We start from the raw sequence: 15,020 nt of genomic DNA, 5'->3' as shown, positions 1-15,020 counted from the left end.
GCGGATCACGGGTCGACCGTCGAGTCGAAGCGCATTCCATAAAGTGGAATAGGATTTCAAGGAACCGTAGGTCGGGTTCGGGACTGTGTCAACGGTCACTTCGCGCAGACCGGGTTTCCGTTCGTGCTTGCCATCGCCTTCGGACGACCGGGCGTGACGAGCGAATGTGAGTCACGTCATAGGTGAGGTTCAGGGGTGCACTGCTAGCGTCATGGAATACGTTGCCACATTGTGAAACAGCCAAAGCTTGCGCTGCGGGTGCGGTGAACCTGGTGGCGCGGTACCGGAGGGTTCCGAGATGACCGATCAACTCCAACCGGTGGAAACGGCCGAGGCGGCTACGGTGATCGAATCGATGATCGCCCGGGCGCGGATCGCGCAGGGGGTGTTCGAAACCTTTCCCCAGGACCGGGTCGACGATGTCGTCGCGGCGGTGGCCTGGGCGATCTACGAACCCGAACGTGCCCGTGCGCTCGCCGAACGTTCGGTGGCCGACACCGGTCTCGGCCGGGTCGCGGACAAGGTGGCGAAGAACCAGCGCAAGACCATCGGCACACTGCGCGATCTGACCGGGGCACCCTCGGTCGGTGTGCTCGGCGAGGACACCGAGCTGGGTCTCACCGAGTACGCCAAGCCGGTCGGTGTGGTCGCCGCGGTGTGCCCGTCCACGAATCCGGCCGCCACGCCCGCGAACAAGGCCATGATGGTACTCAAGGGCGGCAATGCCGTGATTCTCTCGCCGTCCCCGAAAGGAGCCTCCACCTGTGCCCTGCTGGTCGACTACATCCACGCCGAGCTGGACAAGGTGGGTGCACCACGGGACCTGGTGCAGTTCGTGGCACAACCGGACAAGGCGCTGACCAATGAGCTGATGCGGCAGGGGGACATGGTCGTGGTCACCGGTTCGCAGCGCAACGTGCGGCAGGCCTACAGCAGCGGGACACCGGCCATCGGTGTCGGGGTGGGCAACGCGCCGGTGATCGTGGAGGCGGACGCGGACCTCGCGGACGCCGCCGAGAAGATCAAGCGCAGCAAGGTGTTCGACTACGCGACGAGTTGTTCCTCGGAAAACTCGGTGCACATCAACGCATCGGTGTACGCCGAGGCACTCGAGCAGTTGCGCGCCAACGGCGGATATCTCCTCACGGCCGAAGAGAAACAACGGCTGCGTGCGGTGATGTGGCCGGCGGGCAAGCTCAGTTCCGCGGTGACCGCGCAGTCACCGCAGAAGCTCGCGGAACTCGCCGGGCTGGACTCCCCGGGAGCACGGTCCGCGGAGTTCTTCATGGTGGAGGAGGACGGTGTCGGCCCGGAGTATCCGTTCAGCGGGGAAAAGCTCTCCGTGGTGCTGACGGTGTACCGCTTCACGGACTTCGACTCTGCGCTGACCAGGATTCAGCGGCTCCTCGACCACCAGGGCGCGGGCCATTCCTGCGGTATCCACACGAGATCCGAGCAGCGCGCGCGAGAAGTCGCCCAGCGGTTGCGGGTGGCCCGGGTGCTGGTCAATCAGGCGCACTGTTTCGGGACCGGCGGCGGTTTCGACAACGGGCTCGGGTTCACGCTCACGATGGGCGCCGGAACCTGGGCGGGCAACAGCATCAGCGACAACCTCTCCTACCGGCATTTCCTGAACATCACCCGGCTGGCCAGGGTGATCGAGCCGCGTGTCCCGACCGAGGACGCATTGTGGGCCCGCTACTTCGAGACCTACGGACGGTGAATCGTGCAACTGCTGGAATACGAAGGAAAACAGCTGCTCTCCCGCGCCGGTGTGCGAACCCCGGACGGTGCCACGGTCAGCGATCCCGGCGAGGCGGCGACCATCGCCGCGGCACTCGGCAACCAGGTCGTGGTGAAAGCCCAGGTGCCCGCGGGCAAACGAGGAAAAGCCGGTGCGGTGCGGTTCGCCGACAGTCCCGGCGAGGCACGGGACGCGGCCGCGGAACTGCTGGGCCGCGTGGTCGGCGGGTTCACGGTCGGTGAGGTGCTCGTCGAGCGGGCCGCCGCGATCACCGGTGAGCTCTACGCCGCGATACTGAACGACCCGGCGAGCAAAGGTCCACTCCTGCTGTTCTCCACCGAGGGCGGGATGGACATCGAGGAGGTGAACGCGCGGAATCCGGAACGCGTCCGCCGCCTCCCGGTGGACATCCGTGCGGGACTTTCCCAGGCGGCGGTGGAAAATCTGCTGGCGGACAGCGAAGTTCCCGCGGCCGCGCGGGAACCGCTCGCCGAGACGTTGGTGACCCTCTACGGCCTTTACCGGGAAGCCGATGCCGAACTGGTGGAGATCAATCCGCTCGCGCTGACCGAGAACGGCGGCATCCTCGCACTCGACGCGAAGATCGCGCTCGATCCCGGTGCGCTGGCGCGCCACCAGGGCACATTGCCCCGCCGTTCGGGAACCGGTCCCGCGGCGACCGAGACCGGGCTCGAACGGCAGGCACGCGAACTCGGGCTGCAGTTCATCGAGCTCGGGGGCAGTGTCGGGGTGCTCTCCAACGGCGCCGGACTGACCATGACCACGCTGGACGCGGTGCACCACTACGGGGGGAGCCCGGCGAACTTCCTGGAGATCGGCGGGGACGCCTACACCAAAGCGGTCCCGGCGCTGCGGCTCGTGCTCGGCAATCCGAACGTGCGCAGCCTGCTGGTGAATTTCTGCGGCGCCTTCGCCCGGACCGATGTGATGACCGAGGGCGTGCTCGACGCGATCGAGGAACTACGCCCCGGGATCCCGATCAGTTTCTCCATTCACGGCACCGGGGAGGCCGAGGCCATCGCCATGGTCCGGGACCGGCTCCGGGTCGAACCGTACGAGCACATGGACGACGCCGTCCGCGCCGCGGTGGCGGCCGCGAGCTAGGAGGAAAGGCATGCTGACCACTCGGCACGACGCGGTCGTGGTGCAGGGAATCACCGGGAAACAGGGATCGTTCTGGACCGAGCGGATGCGCGAGGTCGGGACGAACGTGGTCGCCGGGGTCAGTCCCGGAAAGGGCGGACGGCAGGCGGCCGGTGTTCCGGTCTACGACTCCGTCACGGAGGCCGCGCGGCAGCACCCGATCGAGGCCAGTGTGCTGTTCGTCCCGCCGATGGCGGCGAAATCCGCGGCACTGGACGCGATCGCGGCCGGGGTGCGGGACATCGTGTTCCTCACCGAGCACGTGCCCTACCAGGACGTGATGCACGTGCTCGCCGAAGCGCGGGACGCGGGAGCAAGGGTGCTCGGACCGAACACCGCGGGACTCGTCCTTCCCGGCCGGGCATCGCTCGGCATCATGCCCGCCTTCGCGGAGAACATCTTCCGGCCCGGCAGCATCGGGGTCGTCTCGCGCAGCGGCAGCCTCGGCACGCTGCTCGCGCTCAACCTGGTGACCGGCGGATACGGCGAATCGGTGTTCCTCGGTATCGGCGGGGATCCGATCCTCGGCACCACAACCCTGGACGCGGTCCGCATGCTGGACGCGGATCCGCGCACCGAGGCCGTCGTGCTCGTCGGCGAGATCGGCGGCACCATGGAGGAGGACGCGGCGGGGTACATCGCGGGAATGAGCAAACCCGTGGTGGCCTTCATCGCCGGGCGCAGTGCCCCGCCGGAGCGGCGGATGGGCCATGCGGGGGCGATCGTGAGCGCAGGCAAGGGCGACGGCGCATCCAAGGTGGCCACCCTGCGCGAGGCCGGGGTCACCGTGCTGGATGTGCCGAGCCAGGTCACGGCGGCGCTGGCCGAGCGCGGGGTGCTGCCCGCCGAGGTCTGTTCGGGTACCTGAGCCGATGCGTACTCGCCGCCGCTTGTTAGATTGATTTCAGCATGTGGAAGGGCGAGAGTGTGGACACCACCGGGGAACAGACGCGGTCGGAGGCCGAACAGGTCGCCGGCACCCAGACGATCACGCGGGCGCTCGCGGTCCTCGGGGTGCTCCGGGACGCCGAGGACGACGTCGGCGTGACCGAGCTGGCCCGCGCGCTCGGCCTGCACACCAGCACCACCCATCGCATCCTGCGCGCCCTGGCCTCGGCCCGATACGTGGTGCAGAACAGCCAGACCGAGCGATACCGGCTCGGCCGCGAAGCGCTGCTGCTCGGGCGCGCCGCGAGCCGTGCGCTCGGCTTCGACGCCGCGCTCCCGCTGCTCGAACAGCTCGCCGAGACCACGGGGGAGTCGGTGAACCTCAGCGTGCGGGACAACGACGACGCGGTGGTCGTGCTGCGCGTCGAATCCGCCCACCCGCTGCGCTTCATCCAGCCCGTCGGCACCCGTATTCCGCTCTACTGCACCAGCACCGGCAAAGCGCTGCTCGCGTTCGGCGCGGACCTGTACGCCGAGCTGGCCAAACTCGGTGAGCTCGCGCGACTGACCCCCGACACACTCACCTCGCCACGTGAACTGCTCGCCGATCTGGAGCAGACCCGGGAACGCGGCTACAGCGTGAACTACGGCGAACGCATCCCCGGCGTGTGCGGCGTCGCGGCACCGGTGCCCGGCGAGGTCGGTCTTGCCATGGGCGCGGTCGCGGTACAGGGGCCCGAGGTGCGCATGCCCGGGGAGCGGATCCCCGAACTCGGCCGGCTCGTCATGCAGACCGCCACCGCGGTGACCGCGACGATCCCTTCCGGGTACTGGATCTGAAGGCACCGGCGTCGAGGTCCAGGCACGCTAACCGAGCGCCGCGAGTTCCTCGTCGGTCAGCAGCCGGGACCGGATGAGGAACCGGACGCCTTCCGGTGCCTCCAGGGAGAATCCACTGCCCCTGCCGGGGACCACGTCGATGGTGAGGTGGGTGTGTCGCCAGTATTCGAACTGGGCGGCCGACATCCACACCTCGATGGATTCGGGGATGCCGTCCACGAGCAGTTCCCCGAGGAGCACATCCGAGCTGCCGGTGCGGAATTCGCCTGCGGGATAGCACATCGGCGCACTGCCGTCGCAGCAGCCGCCGGACTGGTGGAACATCAGCGGTCCGTGCTGTTCGGCGAGCCCGCGCAGTAGTTCGGCCGCGGTTTCGGTGAGCTGGACGCGTTGTTTCCGGGCGGGCTGGTTCATCGTTCGCTCCCTCGAAACGGTCCGGCCGGGACAGCCGCCCCGGCCGGGCCGTGTCACTCTCGCTCGCGTGCCCGCCCTAGAACAGGCCCTGGGCCTGCTGGGCGTAGGAAACCAACAGGTTCTTCGTCTGCTGGTAGTGCTCGAGCATCATCCGGTGGTTTTCCCGCCCGATCCCGGACTGCTTGTAACCGCCGAAGGCGGCGTGCGCCGGATAGGCGTGATAGCAGTTGGTCCAGACCCGCCCGGCCTGGATTTCCCGGCCCGCCCGGTAGGCGGTGGCGCCACTGCGCGACCAGACACCGGCGCCGAGACCGTAGAGGGTGTCGTTGGCGATCTTGATGGCGTCGTCGTAATCGTCGAATTTGGTGACGGCCACGACGGGTCCGAAGATCTCCTCCTGGAAGATGCGCATCTTGTTGTCGCCCTCGAACACCGTCGGCTGAATGTAGTACCCGCCGGAGAGTTCGCCGCCGAGTTCGGCTTTCTCCCCACCGGTGAGCACCTTGGCGCCTTCCTGTTTACCGATGTCGATGTAGGACAGGATCTTCTCGAACTGGTCGTTGGATGCCTGCGCACCGATCGTGGTCTCGGTGTCCAGCGGGTGGCCCTGTTTGATGGTGCCGACCCGTTCGACGGCATCGCCCAGGAACTTGTCGTAGATCGAGGACTGGACGAGCGCGCGGGACGGGCAGGTGCACACCTCGCCCTGGTTGAGCGCGAACATCGTGAAGCCTTCCTGGGCCTTGTCGTAGAAGGCGTCCTGGGTGTCGGCGACGTCGGCGAAGAAGATGTTCGGGCTCTTGCCACCGAGCTCGAGGGTGACCGGGATGATGTTCTCCGAGGCGTACTGCATGATCAGCCGCCCGGTGGTGGTCTCACCGGTGAAGGCGACCTTGCGGATCCGGCTGTTCTGGGCGAGCGGTTTCCCTGCCTCGACACCGAACCCGTTCACCACGTTCAGCACGCCGGGTGGGAGCAGATCGGCGATGAACGAGAGCAGCACGTGAATGGAGGCCGGGGTCTGCTCGGCGGGCTTGAGCACCACGGTGTTGCCCGCGGCCAGCGCCGGAGCGAGTTTCCAGGTGGCCATGAGCAGAGGGAAGTTCCACGGGATGATCTGCCCGACGACGCCGAGTGGCTCGTGGAAGTGATAGGCGATGGTCTCCGGGTCGATCTCGGAGATGCCGCCCTCCTGTGCGCGGATGGCGCCCGCGAAGTACCGGAAATGGTCGATGGCCAGCGGGATGTCGGCGGCCAGGGTTTCCCGGACCGGTTTCCCGTTCTCCCACGCTTCGGCGACCGCGATGGCCTCCAGGTTCTGCGCGATCCGGTCGGCGATCTTGTTGAGCAGTTCGGCGCGCTCGGCCACGGGGGTACGCCCCCAGCTCGCCGCCGCACCTTCGGCCGCGCTGACCGCGCGATCGATGTCTTCGCCGGTGCCCCGAGCGAGCTCGGTGAACACCTGTCCGGTCACCGGGGTCGGGTTCTCGAAGTACTGTCCCTTGGCCGGGGCAACATAGTCCCCGCCGATGAAATGGTCGTAGCGGGAACGGTAGGCCACGACACTGCCCGGCTCACCCGGCGCGGCGTATTTCGCCATGTGGAAACCCTCCTTCTGCTCGGGCTCGGCACGAATACCGGGAAGGTAGGCTCCGCTACGTTGCAGTCACGTTGCACGGCGCACTTGCCCCTCGGGCCGCAGGTAGGCATGCTTGACCGTGGGCTGAACCACAACGGAGTGCGGATGAGCGGATCGACGTTTTCCGACCTCGCTGCGGATCCGGGTGCCCAGCACACCCTGTTGCGCGAGGTGCACGAGGCGACGCTGGCCGGGGACATCCCGCCCACGTCGCCACGTTCGGTGATCTCGGAATCCTGGGAGCGGTCACTGGCCGCACACGTCGATCCGGAGGATTTCCGCCCGCCGATCGTGTACGGCCGTGGCGAGGTGGACGAGGTCCGCACGGTCCACCCACTGCACGCGGTGGTTCCCGTACTGCGCGAGATGCTGGTCAGCATCGCCGACGAGGCACACCACGTGATGATCGTGACCGATGCCGACGGCACCATCCTGTGGCGGGAAGGGGCCGTGGAGCTGTGCCGGCGCGCCGATCCGGTCGGGCTGTGCGAAGGCACCCGCTGGGCCGAGGAGGCGATCGGCACCAACGCCATGGGCACCGCGCTCGCCCTGGACGCGCCGGTGCAGATCTATTCGGCCGAACATCTGGTGCGCACGTACCACTCATGGACGTGCGCGGCCGCGCCGATCCATGATCCGGACACCGGGGCGGTGCTCGGATCGATCGACATCAGCGGACAGCTCGACCGCCTGCACCCGGCGACGGTCTCGCTGGTCAACGCCACCGCTCGGTTGGCCGAGGGGCACCTGCGCAGCGAGATGGAGGCCAACGACGAGCGGTTGCGGGCCAGGAACCTTGCGCGCCTGTCCGCGCTGCGCGGGCAGCCGGGTGCGCTGCTGACCCCGAGCGGGCGGGTGATCGCCGCCGAGCCGCACGGTCCGTGGCCGAGCCGGATCGCGCTGCCCAGCGGTGCCGAACGGGTCGCGCTCGACGGCGGCCGGGAAGCCATCGTGGAGCCCGTCTCCGGTGGCTACCTGCTGCGGCTGCCCCGTTCGGCCGCGCAGCGAGACCGCTCCCGCCTTCCTGCCCTTTCGCTGTCCTTCCTCGGCGAGCGCCCGACCGCGGTACTCGACGGGGAACCGCTCGCGCTGACCCTGCGCCGTGCGGAGCTGCTCGCCCTGCTCGCGCTGCGGCCGGACGGGCTCACCGCCGATCAGCTCGCCCTCCAGCTCTACGGCGAGGTCGGTAACCCCACGACCGTGCGCGCCGAGGTGCACCGGCTGCGCAGCCAGCTCGGCGACGCGGCGATGAGCGCGAAACCGTACCGGCTGCGCGCCGAGGTCGACGCCGATTTCCTGACGGTGCGGGACGCCCTGCGGCGTGGCGAACTCCGCGCCGCCGTGCAGGCCTGCCGCAGCCCGCTGCTGGTGCGTTCGGATGCCCCGGCGATCCGGGCCGAACGCGAGCAACTGCTTGTCACGCTGCGCTCGGCGGTGCTCGGCCAGTCGGACGCCGATCTGCTGTGGCAGTTCGCCCAGACCGAATCGGGGCGGGACGACATCGAGGTGGCCGAACGGCTCACCGAACTGTTGTCCCGGCACGATCCGCGGCGTTCCGAAGCCGAAGCCAGGCTCACCTGGTTACTCGGCGAACACGACTGATCGAACGGCCCACGTAGCGCGGCGCCGGTGCAACGTCGCTGCAACGTGGGAGTTCGTAGCGTTCCTGCTGCCTCGACCGCAGTCCCGAGAAGGGCAGGATGCGCCATGGCCGAACTCGACCCGGCACTCGATTACCCGCTGGCCGCACGCCGGCCCGAACTGTTGCGCACCCCGACCGGCAAACGCATCGAGGACATCACCATGCAGGCGGTGCTCGACGGCGAGGTAGGCCCGGAGGATCTGCGGATCGCCCCGGAAACCCTGCGCCTGCAGGCCGAGATCGCCGACGGTTCCGGCCGTCGTCAGCTCGGCGAGAATTTCGCCCGCGCCGCGGAACTGACCAGGGTCCCGGACCAGACCGTGCTGGAGATCTACAACGCCTTGCGTCCCTGGGCATCGACCAAGCAGCGGCTGCTCGAGATCGCCGAGCAGCTCGACCGCGAGTACACCGCGCCGGGTTGCGCGGAACTGGTGCGGGAGGCGGCCGAAGTGTACGAGCGCCGCGACATTCTGGCCGGCTGAGCGGAGGACGACGTGAGGCATTCGAAGCGCACCGAGATACTCGAAGCGAAACCGGTGAATCTGGACGGTTTCGTCGAGGAATGGCCCGAGGTCGGCATGGTCGCGATGGACAGCCCCTACGATCCGGAACCGGGTATCCGGGTCGAGCAGGGGACCGTCGTGGAGATGGACGGCAAGCCACGCGCGGAGTTCGATTTCATCGACCAGTTCATCGCCGATCACGCGATCGACGCCGATATCGCGCCGGAGGCGATGGCGCACAGTGCCGAGCACATCGCGCACCTGCTGATCGATGCCACGGTGTCGCGGCGCGCGGTGCTCGGCGTGGTGCGCGGACTGACCCCGGCGAAGCTGCTCGCCGTGGTCAAGACGATGAACGTGGTCGAGATGATGATGGCGCTGCAGAAGATGCGTGCCCGGCGCACACCGTCGAATCAGGCGCATTCCACCAGCGCGCGGGACAACCCGGTGCAGATCGCCGCGGACGCCGCCGAGGCCGCGCTGCGCGGCTTCCGGGAACTGGAGACCACCCTGGGCGTGGTGCGTTACGCCCCGCTCGCGGCGATCGCGCTACAGGTCGGGGCGCAGGCCGCCCGGCCTGGTGTGCTCACCCAGTGCGCGCTGGAGGAAGCGACCGAACTCGAACTCGGCATGCGCGGCATCACCGGCTACGCCGAGACGATCTCGGTCTACGGCACCGAACCGGTGTTCTGCGACGGGGACGACACCCCGTGGTCGAAGGCGTTCCTGGCCTCCGCCTACGCCTCGCGCGGGATCAAGATGCGGTTCACCTCCGGGACCGGATCCGAGGTGCAGATGGGCAATGCCGAGGGAAAGTCCATGCTGTACCTGGAAATTCGCTGCATCCTGGTCACCAAGGGCGCCGGGGTGCAGGGGCTGCAGAACGGTTCGATCAGCTGCATCGGCGTTCCCGGCGCGGTACCGGCGGGTATCCGTGCGGTGCTCGCGGAGAACCTCATCGCGAGCACCGTGGATCTGGAATGCGCCTCCGGCAACGATCAGTCCTTCTCCCATTCGGACATGCGCCGCACCGCGCGGCTGCTTCCGCAGTTGTTGCCCGGCACCGATTTCGTCTGCTCCGGATATTCCGGTGTGCCCAATTACGACAACATGTTCGCCGGGTCGAACCTCGATCCAGAGGACTACGACGACTGGAACACCATCCAGCGCGATCTGCAGGTGGACGGCGCGCTGCGACACGTCCCGGAGGAGCGGATCCTCGCGGCGCGCGCCCATGCCGCACGCGCACTGCAAGCCGTGTTCGCCCACCTGGAACTGCCGCCGGTCACCGACAAGGAGATCGAGGCGGTCACCTACGCGCACGGCAGCCAGGAGCTGCCGCTGCGGGATGTGCTGGAGGACCTCAAGGCAGCGCAGTCGGTGCTGGACCGCGGCATCACCGGGCTGGACATCGTCAAGGGGCTCGAAGCGGGCGGTTTCACCGAGGTCGCCGAATCACTGCTGACGGTACTGCGCCAGCGGATATCCGGGGATCTGCTACATACCTCGGCGATCCTGACCCCGGAGATGGAAACGCTGTCCGCGGTCAACGACGCCAACGACTACGCCGGGCCGGGCACCGGTTACCGGCCGAGCGGGCAGCGCTGGGAAGAGATGAAACGGCTGCGGCACGTGGTCAGCGCGAGCAATCCCGAGGAAGAGGTGAGCTGAATGGGCCGCACGCTGTCCCTGACCGAACGGGGGCCCGCCACGCCGGGGCGGCATTCCGATGAGGTGGTGATCGGGATTTCGCCCGCCTTCGGGGCGTTCTTCAGCAAGACGATCGTCGAGCTGCCGCATGCCGAGGTGTTGCGTGAACTGCTCGCCGGTATCGAGGAACAGGGCATGCGCGCCCGGGTGATCCGGTACCGGAGCGGTTCCGATCTCGCGGTGATCGCGCACACCGCGGCGCGGTATTCGGGCTCGGGTATCGGTGTCGGCGTTCTTTCCCGTGGCACGACCATGATCCACCAGAAGCAGCTGCTGAAGCTGTCCAATCTGGAGCTCTTCCCGCAGGCGCCGCTGCTGGATCTGGAGACCTTCCGCAAAGTCGGCCGCAACGCCGCGCGCTACGCGAAGGGAGAATCACCGGAGCCGGTCCCGGCGCGCAACGACTACATGGCCCGACCGCGCTGGCAGGCCAAGGCGGCGCTGCTGCACATCAAGGAAACCGAGTTCGTCACGCCACGCGCGGAACCGGTCGAGCTCGAGGTGGCCATCTCGCTGGCCGACGCGGGGTGAGCCGATGCTCGTCGTCGGGGTGGACATCGGTAACTCGACCACCGAGGCCTGCGTGGCCGAACTCGGTACGGGGCCAGCGGTCTACCTCGGTTCGGCCCTGGCGCGCACTACCGGAGTGAAGGGCACGACCGAGAACGTGCATGGTGCCGAGCGCGCGATTCGTGCCGCACTGACCGAGGCCGGCCGCGGGATGGACGAACTCGCGACGGTGCTGGTGAACGAGGCCACCCCGGTGATCAGCGGGCTGGCCATGGAGACCATCACCGAAACGATCATCACCGAGTCAACCATGATCGGGCACAATCCGGACACGCCCGGTGGGGCGGGCCTCGGAGTGGGCACCTGCGTGGCCTTCGCGGAACTGCCCGGCCGCGTGGCGGGGGAGGAGGTGGTCTGTGTCATCGGCACGGGCGTCGATTTCGAGGACGCCGCCGCGGGAATCAACGCCGCCACCGCGCGCGGCGTCGTGGTCACCGCGGCCGTGGTGTGCGCGGACGACGCGAACCTGATCGTGAACCGGCTCGGCCGGCCGGTCCCGGTGGTGGACGAGGTCACCCTGATCGAGAGGGTGCCACTCGGTATGCGGGCGGCGGTCGAGGTGGCCGAACCGGGGCGCACCATCCGCACGCTGTCCAATTCCTATGGCATTGCCACCGTTTTCGAGTTGGACGCGGAGCGGACCAGGATGATCGCTCCGGTGGCGCGCGCCCTCGTCGGGAACCGTTCCGCGGTGGTCGTGCGGACCCCCGCCGGGGACGTCACCGACCGCCGCATTCCCGCGGGAAGCCTGACGCTGCACGGGGAGCGGGGACGGCGCACGGTCGGTATCGCTGAGGGGGCCGAGGCCGTGATGGCGACTGTACGCGGTATCGCACCGGTGATCGATGCGCACGGCGAGCCGGGAACCCACGCGGGCGGAATGATCTCCCAGGTGCGGGACACCATGTCCGAGCTGACCGCCTCGCCGGTCGACGAGGTCCGTATCCGGGACGTGCTCGCTGTGGACACCTTCGTTCCGCAGCGGATGACCGGCGGACTGGCGGGCGAATTCGCGTTGGAGAACGCGGTGGCGCTCGCGGCGATGGTGCGCACCAGCCAGGGCCCGATGGCGCTGCTGGCCGAGGAACTGCGCCGCGCTCTTGGTGTCGAGGTGCGCGTCGGTGGGGTGGAAGCGGATATGGCCGTGCTCGGCGCGCTGACCACGCCGGGCACCGACCGCCCACTCGCGGTGCTGGATCTCGGTGGCGGCTCCACCGATGCCGCGCTGGCCGCCGGCCAGGTGCACTCGGTGCATCTGGCCGGTGCCGGTGATCTGGTCACCAAACTCATCGACGCCGAGCTCGGACTGGACGACACCGAACTGGCCGAGCAGCTCAAGCAGCATCCGCTGGCGAAGGCGGAGAGTTTCTTCCAGTTGCGCATGGAGGACGGCACCGTCCGATTCCGCGATGAACCACTGCCCACCGAGTGCTTCGCCCGGGTCGTGGTGCTCGGTGAACACGGCTTCCTTCCGGTGCCCACCAGCCATCCGGTGGAGAAGATCCGTAACGTGCGGCGTTCGGCGAAGCATCGGGTGTTCGTGGTGAACGCGGTCCGCGCGCTCGAACGGATCGCACCGGGCGGCGATCTGCGCGGTCTCGGTTTCGTCGTGGTGCTGGGCGGTTCGGCGCTGGACTTCGAAATCCCGGACATGATCGCCGAGGCGCTCGCCCCGTACGGCATCGTCTGCGGCACCGGAAATGTGCGTGCCAGTCAGGGACCGCGCAACGCGGTGGCCACCGGGCTGGTCACCGCACACGCGGCCCGTCCCGCCGAGGCCGCCCGGTGACCCGGCCCGCGGTGCTGGTCTGGCAGCACGACGCGCCCGCCGAATGCCTGCGCCAGCTGACCGCCGGTCTGGAGGAGGAAGGCGTGCCGTTCCTGGTGGAATCGCACCGCGGGGCGGCGGCCGAACTCGCCGAAGGTGCCGCGGCGGCGTCCACAGTGGACATCGGGATCGGGGTGGACGCCCATGGGCGGATCTGCGCCCAGCACGCGAAGCTGACCGGCCGGGTACCGCTCGCGCCGGAGACCGCCGAGCACGCCCGGCTGCTCGGGCACAACGCCGCCCGCCTGGCGGTGGGTATCCCGTTGAAGCGAAAGGAACAGTAGCGGTGACCGCGAAACTCTCCCTTGCCGAAGCGCAACGTGCCCTGAACGGCGCACTGGCCAAGGCCGACGAGATCGGGCAGCCGATGAACGTGGCGATCGTGGACGACGCCGGCCATCTGGTCGCCTTCGCCCGCCAGGACGGCGCGATCCTCGGCAGCATCGACATCGCGGTGCGCAAAGCACGCTCGGCGGCCTATTTCCGGATGACCACCGCCGAACTGGGTGCCGCCGCGGCGCCCGGTGCCCCGCTGTACGGCATCGAGCACACCAACGACGGACTGGTCATCTTCGGCGGCGGGATCCCACTGGCCAAACAACGCGGCGGGCCGCTCGGCGCGATCGGGGTCAGCGCGGGTTCGGTCGAACAGGACACCGTGGTCGCCGAGGCCGGGCTCACCGCCTTCCGCGGCAGGTAGCGCGGCTCGGTGGGGTGAGGCAGGCAGACCCCTCCAGCTGTCCGCGGCGACGGCCTCGCGCGACGCCTACCCGCTCTGGTCCAGATGCTGGCCCCGGGCTTTTTCGGATGGCCAGCGGAATACGGCAAATGGGCTGGGGCTGGTCGGCGCGGCAATCCGCGGATCTTCACGAGCCTGGGCAGGAAGTAGATGCCGTAACCGGCCTCGACGAAAACGAGAACGCGGTTCGAGTCGGTGGCGTAGTGCGCGATCGCGGCCGGAAACCGGCGGCGGTGCATCCGCTGAGGGCGAGCGCATGCCGGTCGGTGCCGGTGGGCTCGGGCACGATCCAGTTTTCCAATGCCGCCTCGTCGAGCAGCGAGCTCTGGTCGTCCCAGGTCGGGCTGTTCGCGTTCGGGACGATCACCGCGAGATCTGTTGCCTGCCGCGGTGCGAGCTGGGCGGCCGGGGTGCGCTTGACGTTCCGGCCTTCGCGGATCGACAGCTCAGCCCCGAGATCCGGGACGAGCGCCCGGACTTGCCGGGGCACCGCGAACGGGGCCAGGTACAGTGCCCGGGCGACGGTGGTCACGCCACCACACTGCTCGAGCGCGTAGCACCTGCAGACGACGCAAGCCGATCGGTCAAGCGTCGGACAACAGAATCATGCGATGACCGAGTCGGGTGGTAAGAATGGGTGCGTGTCGAAGAAGGTCAGCGCTCCGCGCACGCGTAACCGTTGGGGGGAGGGCGAACGGCTGCGCGGGGAGATCCTGGTCGCGGCCAGCCGGTTGCTGTCCGGGCTCGACGGCGAGGACGGGCTGACCATCCGGGGTGTCGCCCGCGCCGCCGATATCGCACCGGCTAGTATCTACCAGCATTTTACCGATCGTGCCGCGCTCGTCGCGGGCCTGACCGACTACGAGTTCGCCCGGCTGCATGCCGCGATGAAGGCGGCCCGGGACCGCGTCGACGTCGGCGACGTGGTGGGCCGTGTGCGGGCGATGTTGCACGCCTCCTGCCGGTTCGCGATGGACAATCCGGGGCACTACCGGCTGATGACGGCCAACGGGCCTCCGCAGGCCGCGCCCGGTGTTCGGCAGGCCGGGCCGCTGGCCGACGTGATCGAGCTGCTCGTGGACGGCTTCGCGTGCTGCGAAGCGGCGGGGATCACGCTCCGCTCCTCCGCGCGGCGAGCGGCGGTGATCGCGTTCGTCGGCGCGCACGGTCGTGTCGTCCTCTTCCAGAACTCGGCCAAGCATGCCGATGCGGACTCCGTGACGTCGTTCGTGGACGAGTTCCTTTCGCTGGTTTTCGCCTGAACACGGCAGTTTCTCCCCATTTCCTGCCGTTGGACAAGCACCGTCAAGTCGCCTAACATGTGTCCGGTAAAGTCTCC

General features: G+C 68.5%; 14 protein-coding genes and 1 pseudogene. 12 read left to right on the top strand and 3 right to left on the bottom strand.

What is annotated here, in order from left to right:
• The first annotated feature begins 298 nt into the window (after nt 1–298).
• From sauS to A37U_RS0100155, 4 genes are read left to right on the top strand one after another with little or no spacing between them, the layout of a single operon-like run.
• Entirely contained in the window at nt 299–1,723 is a 1,425-nt protein-coding gene (gene sauS / locus A37U_RS0100170; RefSeq protein WP_020494568.1) for an acylating sulfoacetaldehyde dehydrogenase, read from the top strand.
• A 3-nt stretch (nt 1,724–1,726) separates the two neighbouring features.
• Nucleotides 1,727–2,869 carry a succinate--CoA ligase subunit beta gene (locus A37U_RS0100165; RefSeq protein ID WP_020494567.1) on the top strand — a complete coding sequence of 381 codons (1,143 nt, stop codon included), beginning with the start codon at nt 1,727–1,729 and terminating at the stop codon, nt 2,867–2,869.
• 10 nt (nt 2,870–2,879) lie between these two features.
• Entirely contained in the window at nt 2,880–3,776 is an 897-nt protein-coding gene (locus A37U_RS0100160) for a succinate--CoA ligase subunit alpha (RefSeq protein ID WP_020494566.1), read from the top strand.
• 41 nt (nt 3,777–3,817) lie between these two features.
• The gene (locus A37U_RS0100155) at nt 3,818–4,636 is read left to right on the top strand and encodes an IclR family transcriptional regulator (RefSeq protein WP_020494565.1); all 819 of its coding nucleotides are present in this window, start codon (nt 3,818–3,820) and stop codon (nt 4,634–4,636) included.
• Nucleotides 4,637–4,663: 27 nt separating this feature from the next.
• Here the strand turns inward: A37U_RS0100155 and A37U_RS0100150 are convergent, their stop codons facing one another.
• Entirely contained in the window at nt 4,664–5,050 is a 387-nt protein-coding gene (locus tag A37U_RS0100150; RefSeq protein WP_020494564.1) for a DUF779 domain-containing protein, read from the bottom strand.
• A 76-nt stretch (nt 5,051–5,126) separates the two neighbouring features.
• A complete protein-coding gene (gene exaC / locus A37U_RS0100145) occupies nt 5,127–6,650 on the bottom strand; it encodes an acetaldehyde dehydrogenase ExaC (RefSeq protein WP_020494563.1) in 1,524 nt (507 codons plus the stop codon).
• Nucleotides 6,651–6,794: 144 nt separating this feature from the next.
• Here exaC and A37U_RS0100140 point away from each other — a divergent pair, with 144 nt between their 5' ends.
• From A37U_RS0100140 to A37U_RS0100110, 7 genes are all read left to right on the top strand, one after another.
• Complete coding sequence (locus A37U_RS0100140; RefSeq protein WP_020494562.1) at nt 6,795–8,291, top strand: GAF domain-containing protein; 1,497 nt, start codon at nt 6,795–6,797, stop codon at nt 8,289–8,291.
• A 105-nt stretch (nt 8,292–8,396) separates the two neighbouring features.
• Nucleotides 8,397–8,813: a diol dehydratase small subunit gene (locus A37U_RS0100135; protein ID WP_020494561.1), complete on the top strand. Its 417-nt coding sequence runs from the start codon at nt 8,397–8,399 to the stop codon at nt 8,811–8,813.
• Between the two features lie 12 nt (nt 8,814–8,825).
• Nucleotides 8,826–10,505: a propanediol/glycerol family dehydratase large subunit gene (locus A37U_RS0100130; protein WP_020494560.1), complete on the top strand. Its 1,680-nt coding sequence runs from the start codon at nt 8,826–8,828 to the stop codon at nt 10,503–10,505.
• Nucleotides 10,506–11,075, top strand: a complete 570-nt coding sequence (locus A37U_RS0100125; protein ID WP_020494559.1) for a propanediol/glycerol family dehydratase medium subunit — start codon at nt 10,506–10,508, stop codon at nt 11,073–11,075.
• Nucleotides 11,076–11,079: 4 nt separating this feature from the next.
• A complete protein-coding gene (locus A37U_RS0100120) occupies nt 11,080–12,903 on the top strand; it encodes a diol dehydratase reactivase subunit alpha (RefSeq protein ID WP_020494558.1) in 1,824 nt (607 codons plus the stop codon).
• Complete coding sequence (locus A37U_RS0100115) at nt 12,900–13,226, top strand: glycerol dehydratase reactivase beta/small subunit family protein (protein ID WP_020494557.1); 327 nt, start codon at nt 12,900–12,902, stop codon at nt 13,224–13,226. The genes A37U_RS0100120 and A37U_RS0100115 overlap by 4 nt, the downstream gene beginning before the upstream one ends.
• Nucleotides 13,227–13,228: 2 nt before the next feature.
• Nucleotides 13,229–13,642, top strand: a complete 414-nt coding sequence (locus tag A37U_RS0100110; protein WP_020494556.1) for a GlcG/HbpS family heme-binding protein — start codon at nt 13,229–13,231, stop codon at nt 13,640–13,642.
• 166 nt (nt 13,643–13,808) lie between these two features.
• On the opposite strand, the pseudogene A37U_RS0100105 reads toward A37U_RS0100110, so the two are convergent.
• Nucleotides 13,809–14,222: pseudogene (locus tag A37U_RS0100105) on the bottom strand (LysR family transcriptional regulator); the annotation flags it as partial.
• 70 nt (nt 14,223–14,292) lie between these two features.
• Here A37U_RS0100105 and A37U_RS0100100 point away from each other — a divergent pair.
• Nucleotides 14,293–14,943: a TetR/AcrR family transcriptional regulator gene (locus A37U_RS0100100; protein WP_157182550.1), complete on the top strand. Its 651-nt coding sequence runs from the start codon at nt 14,293–14,295 to the stop codon at nt 14,941–14,943.
• The last annotated feature ends 77 nt before the right edge of the window (nt 14,944–15,020 follow it).

This window comes from Sciscionella marina DSM 45152 (genome assembly GCF_000379465.1).
Lineage (GTDB): Bacteria > Actinomycetota > Actinomycetes > Mycobacteriales > Pseudonocardiaceae > Sciscionella > Sciscionella marina.
The sequence above is the reverse complement of the archived record's forward strand: the minus strand, read 5'-3'. Positions and strand labels throughout refer to the sequence as shown.

What these genes read in the sequence shown, in the direction of transcription:
- sauS (WP_020494568.1), top strand. Translation starts at nt 299, where the DNA reads ATGACCGATCAACTCCAACCGGTGGAAACGGCCGAGGCGGCTACGGTG.
- A37U_RS0100140 (WP_020494562.1), top strand. Translation starts at nt 6,795, where the DNA reads ATGAGCGGATCGACGTTTTCCGACCTCGCTGCGGATCCGGGTGCCCAG.
- A37U_RS0100150 (WP_020494564.1), bottom strand. Translation starts at nt 5,050, where the DNA reads ATGAACCAGCCCGCCCGGAAACAACGCGTCCAGCTCACCGAAACCGCG.
- A37U_RS0100125 (WP_020494559.1), top strand. Translation starts at nt 10,506, where the DNA reads ATGGGCCGCACGCTGTCCCTGACCGAACGGGGGCCCGCCACGCCGGGG.
- A37U_RS0100135 (WP_020494561.1), top strand. Translation starts at nt 8,397, where the DNA reads ATGGCCGAACTCGACCCGGCACTCGATTACCCGCTGGCCGCACGCCGG.
- A37U_RS0100120 (WP_020494558.1), top strand. Translation starts at nt 11,080, where the DNA reads ATGCTCGTCGTCGGGGTGGACATCGGTAACTCGACCACCGAGGCCTGC.
- A37U_RS0100160 (WP_020494566.1), top strand. Translation starts at nt 2,880, where the DNA reads ATGCTGACCACTCGGCACGACGCGGTCGTGGTGCAGGGAATCACCGGG.
- A37U_RS0100100 (WP_157182550.1), top strand. Translation starts at nt 14,293, where the DNA reads ATGACCGAGTCGGGTGGTAAGAATGGGTGCGTGTCGAAGAAGGTCAGC.
- A37U_RS0100155 (WP_020494565.1), top strand. Translation starts at nt 3,818, where the DNA reads ATGTGGAAGGGCGAGAGTGTGGACACCACCGGGGAACAGACGCGGTCG.
- exaC (WP_020494563.1), bottom strand. Translation starts at nt 6,650, where the DNA reads ATGGCGAAATACGCCGCGCCGGGTGAGCCGGGCAGTGTCGTGGCCTAC.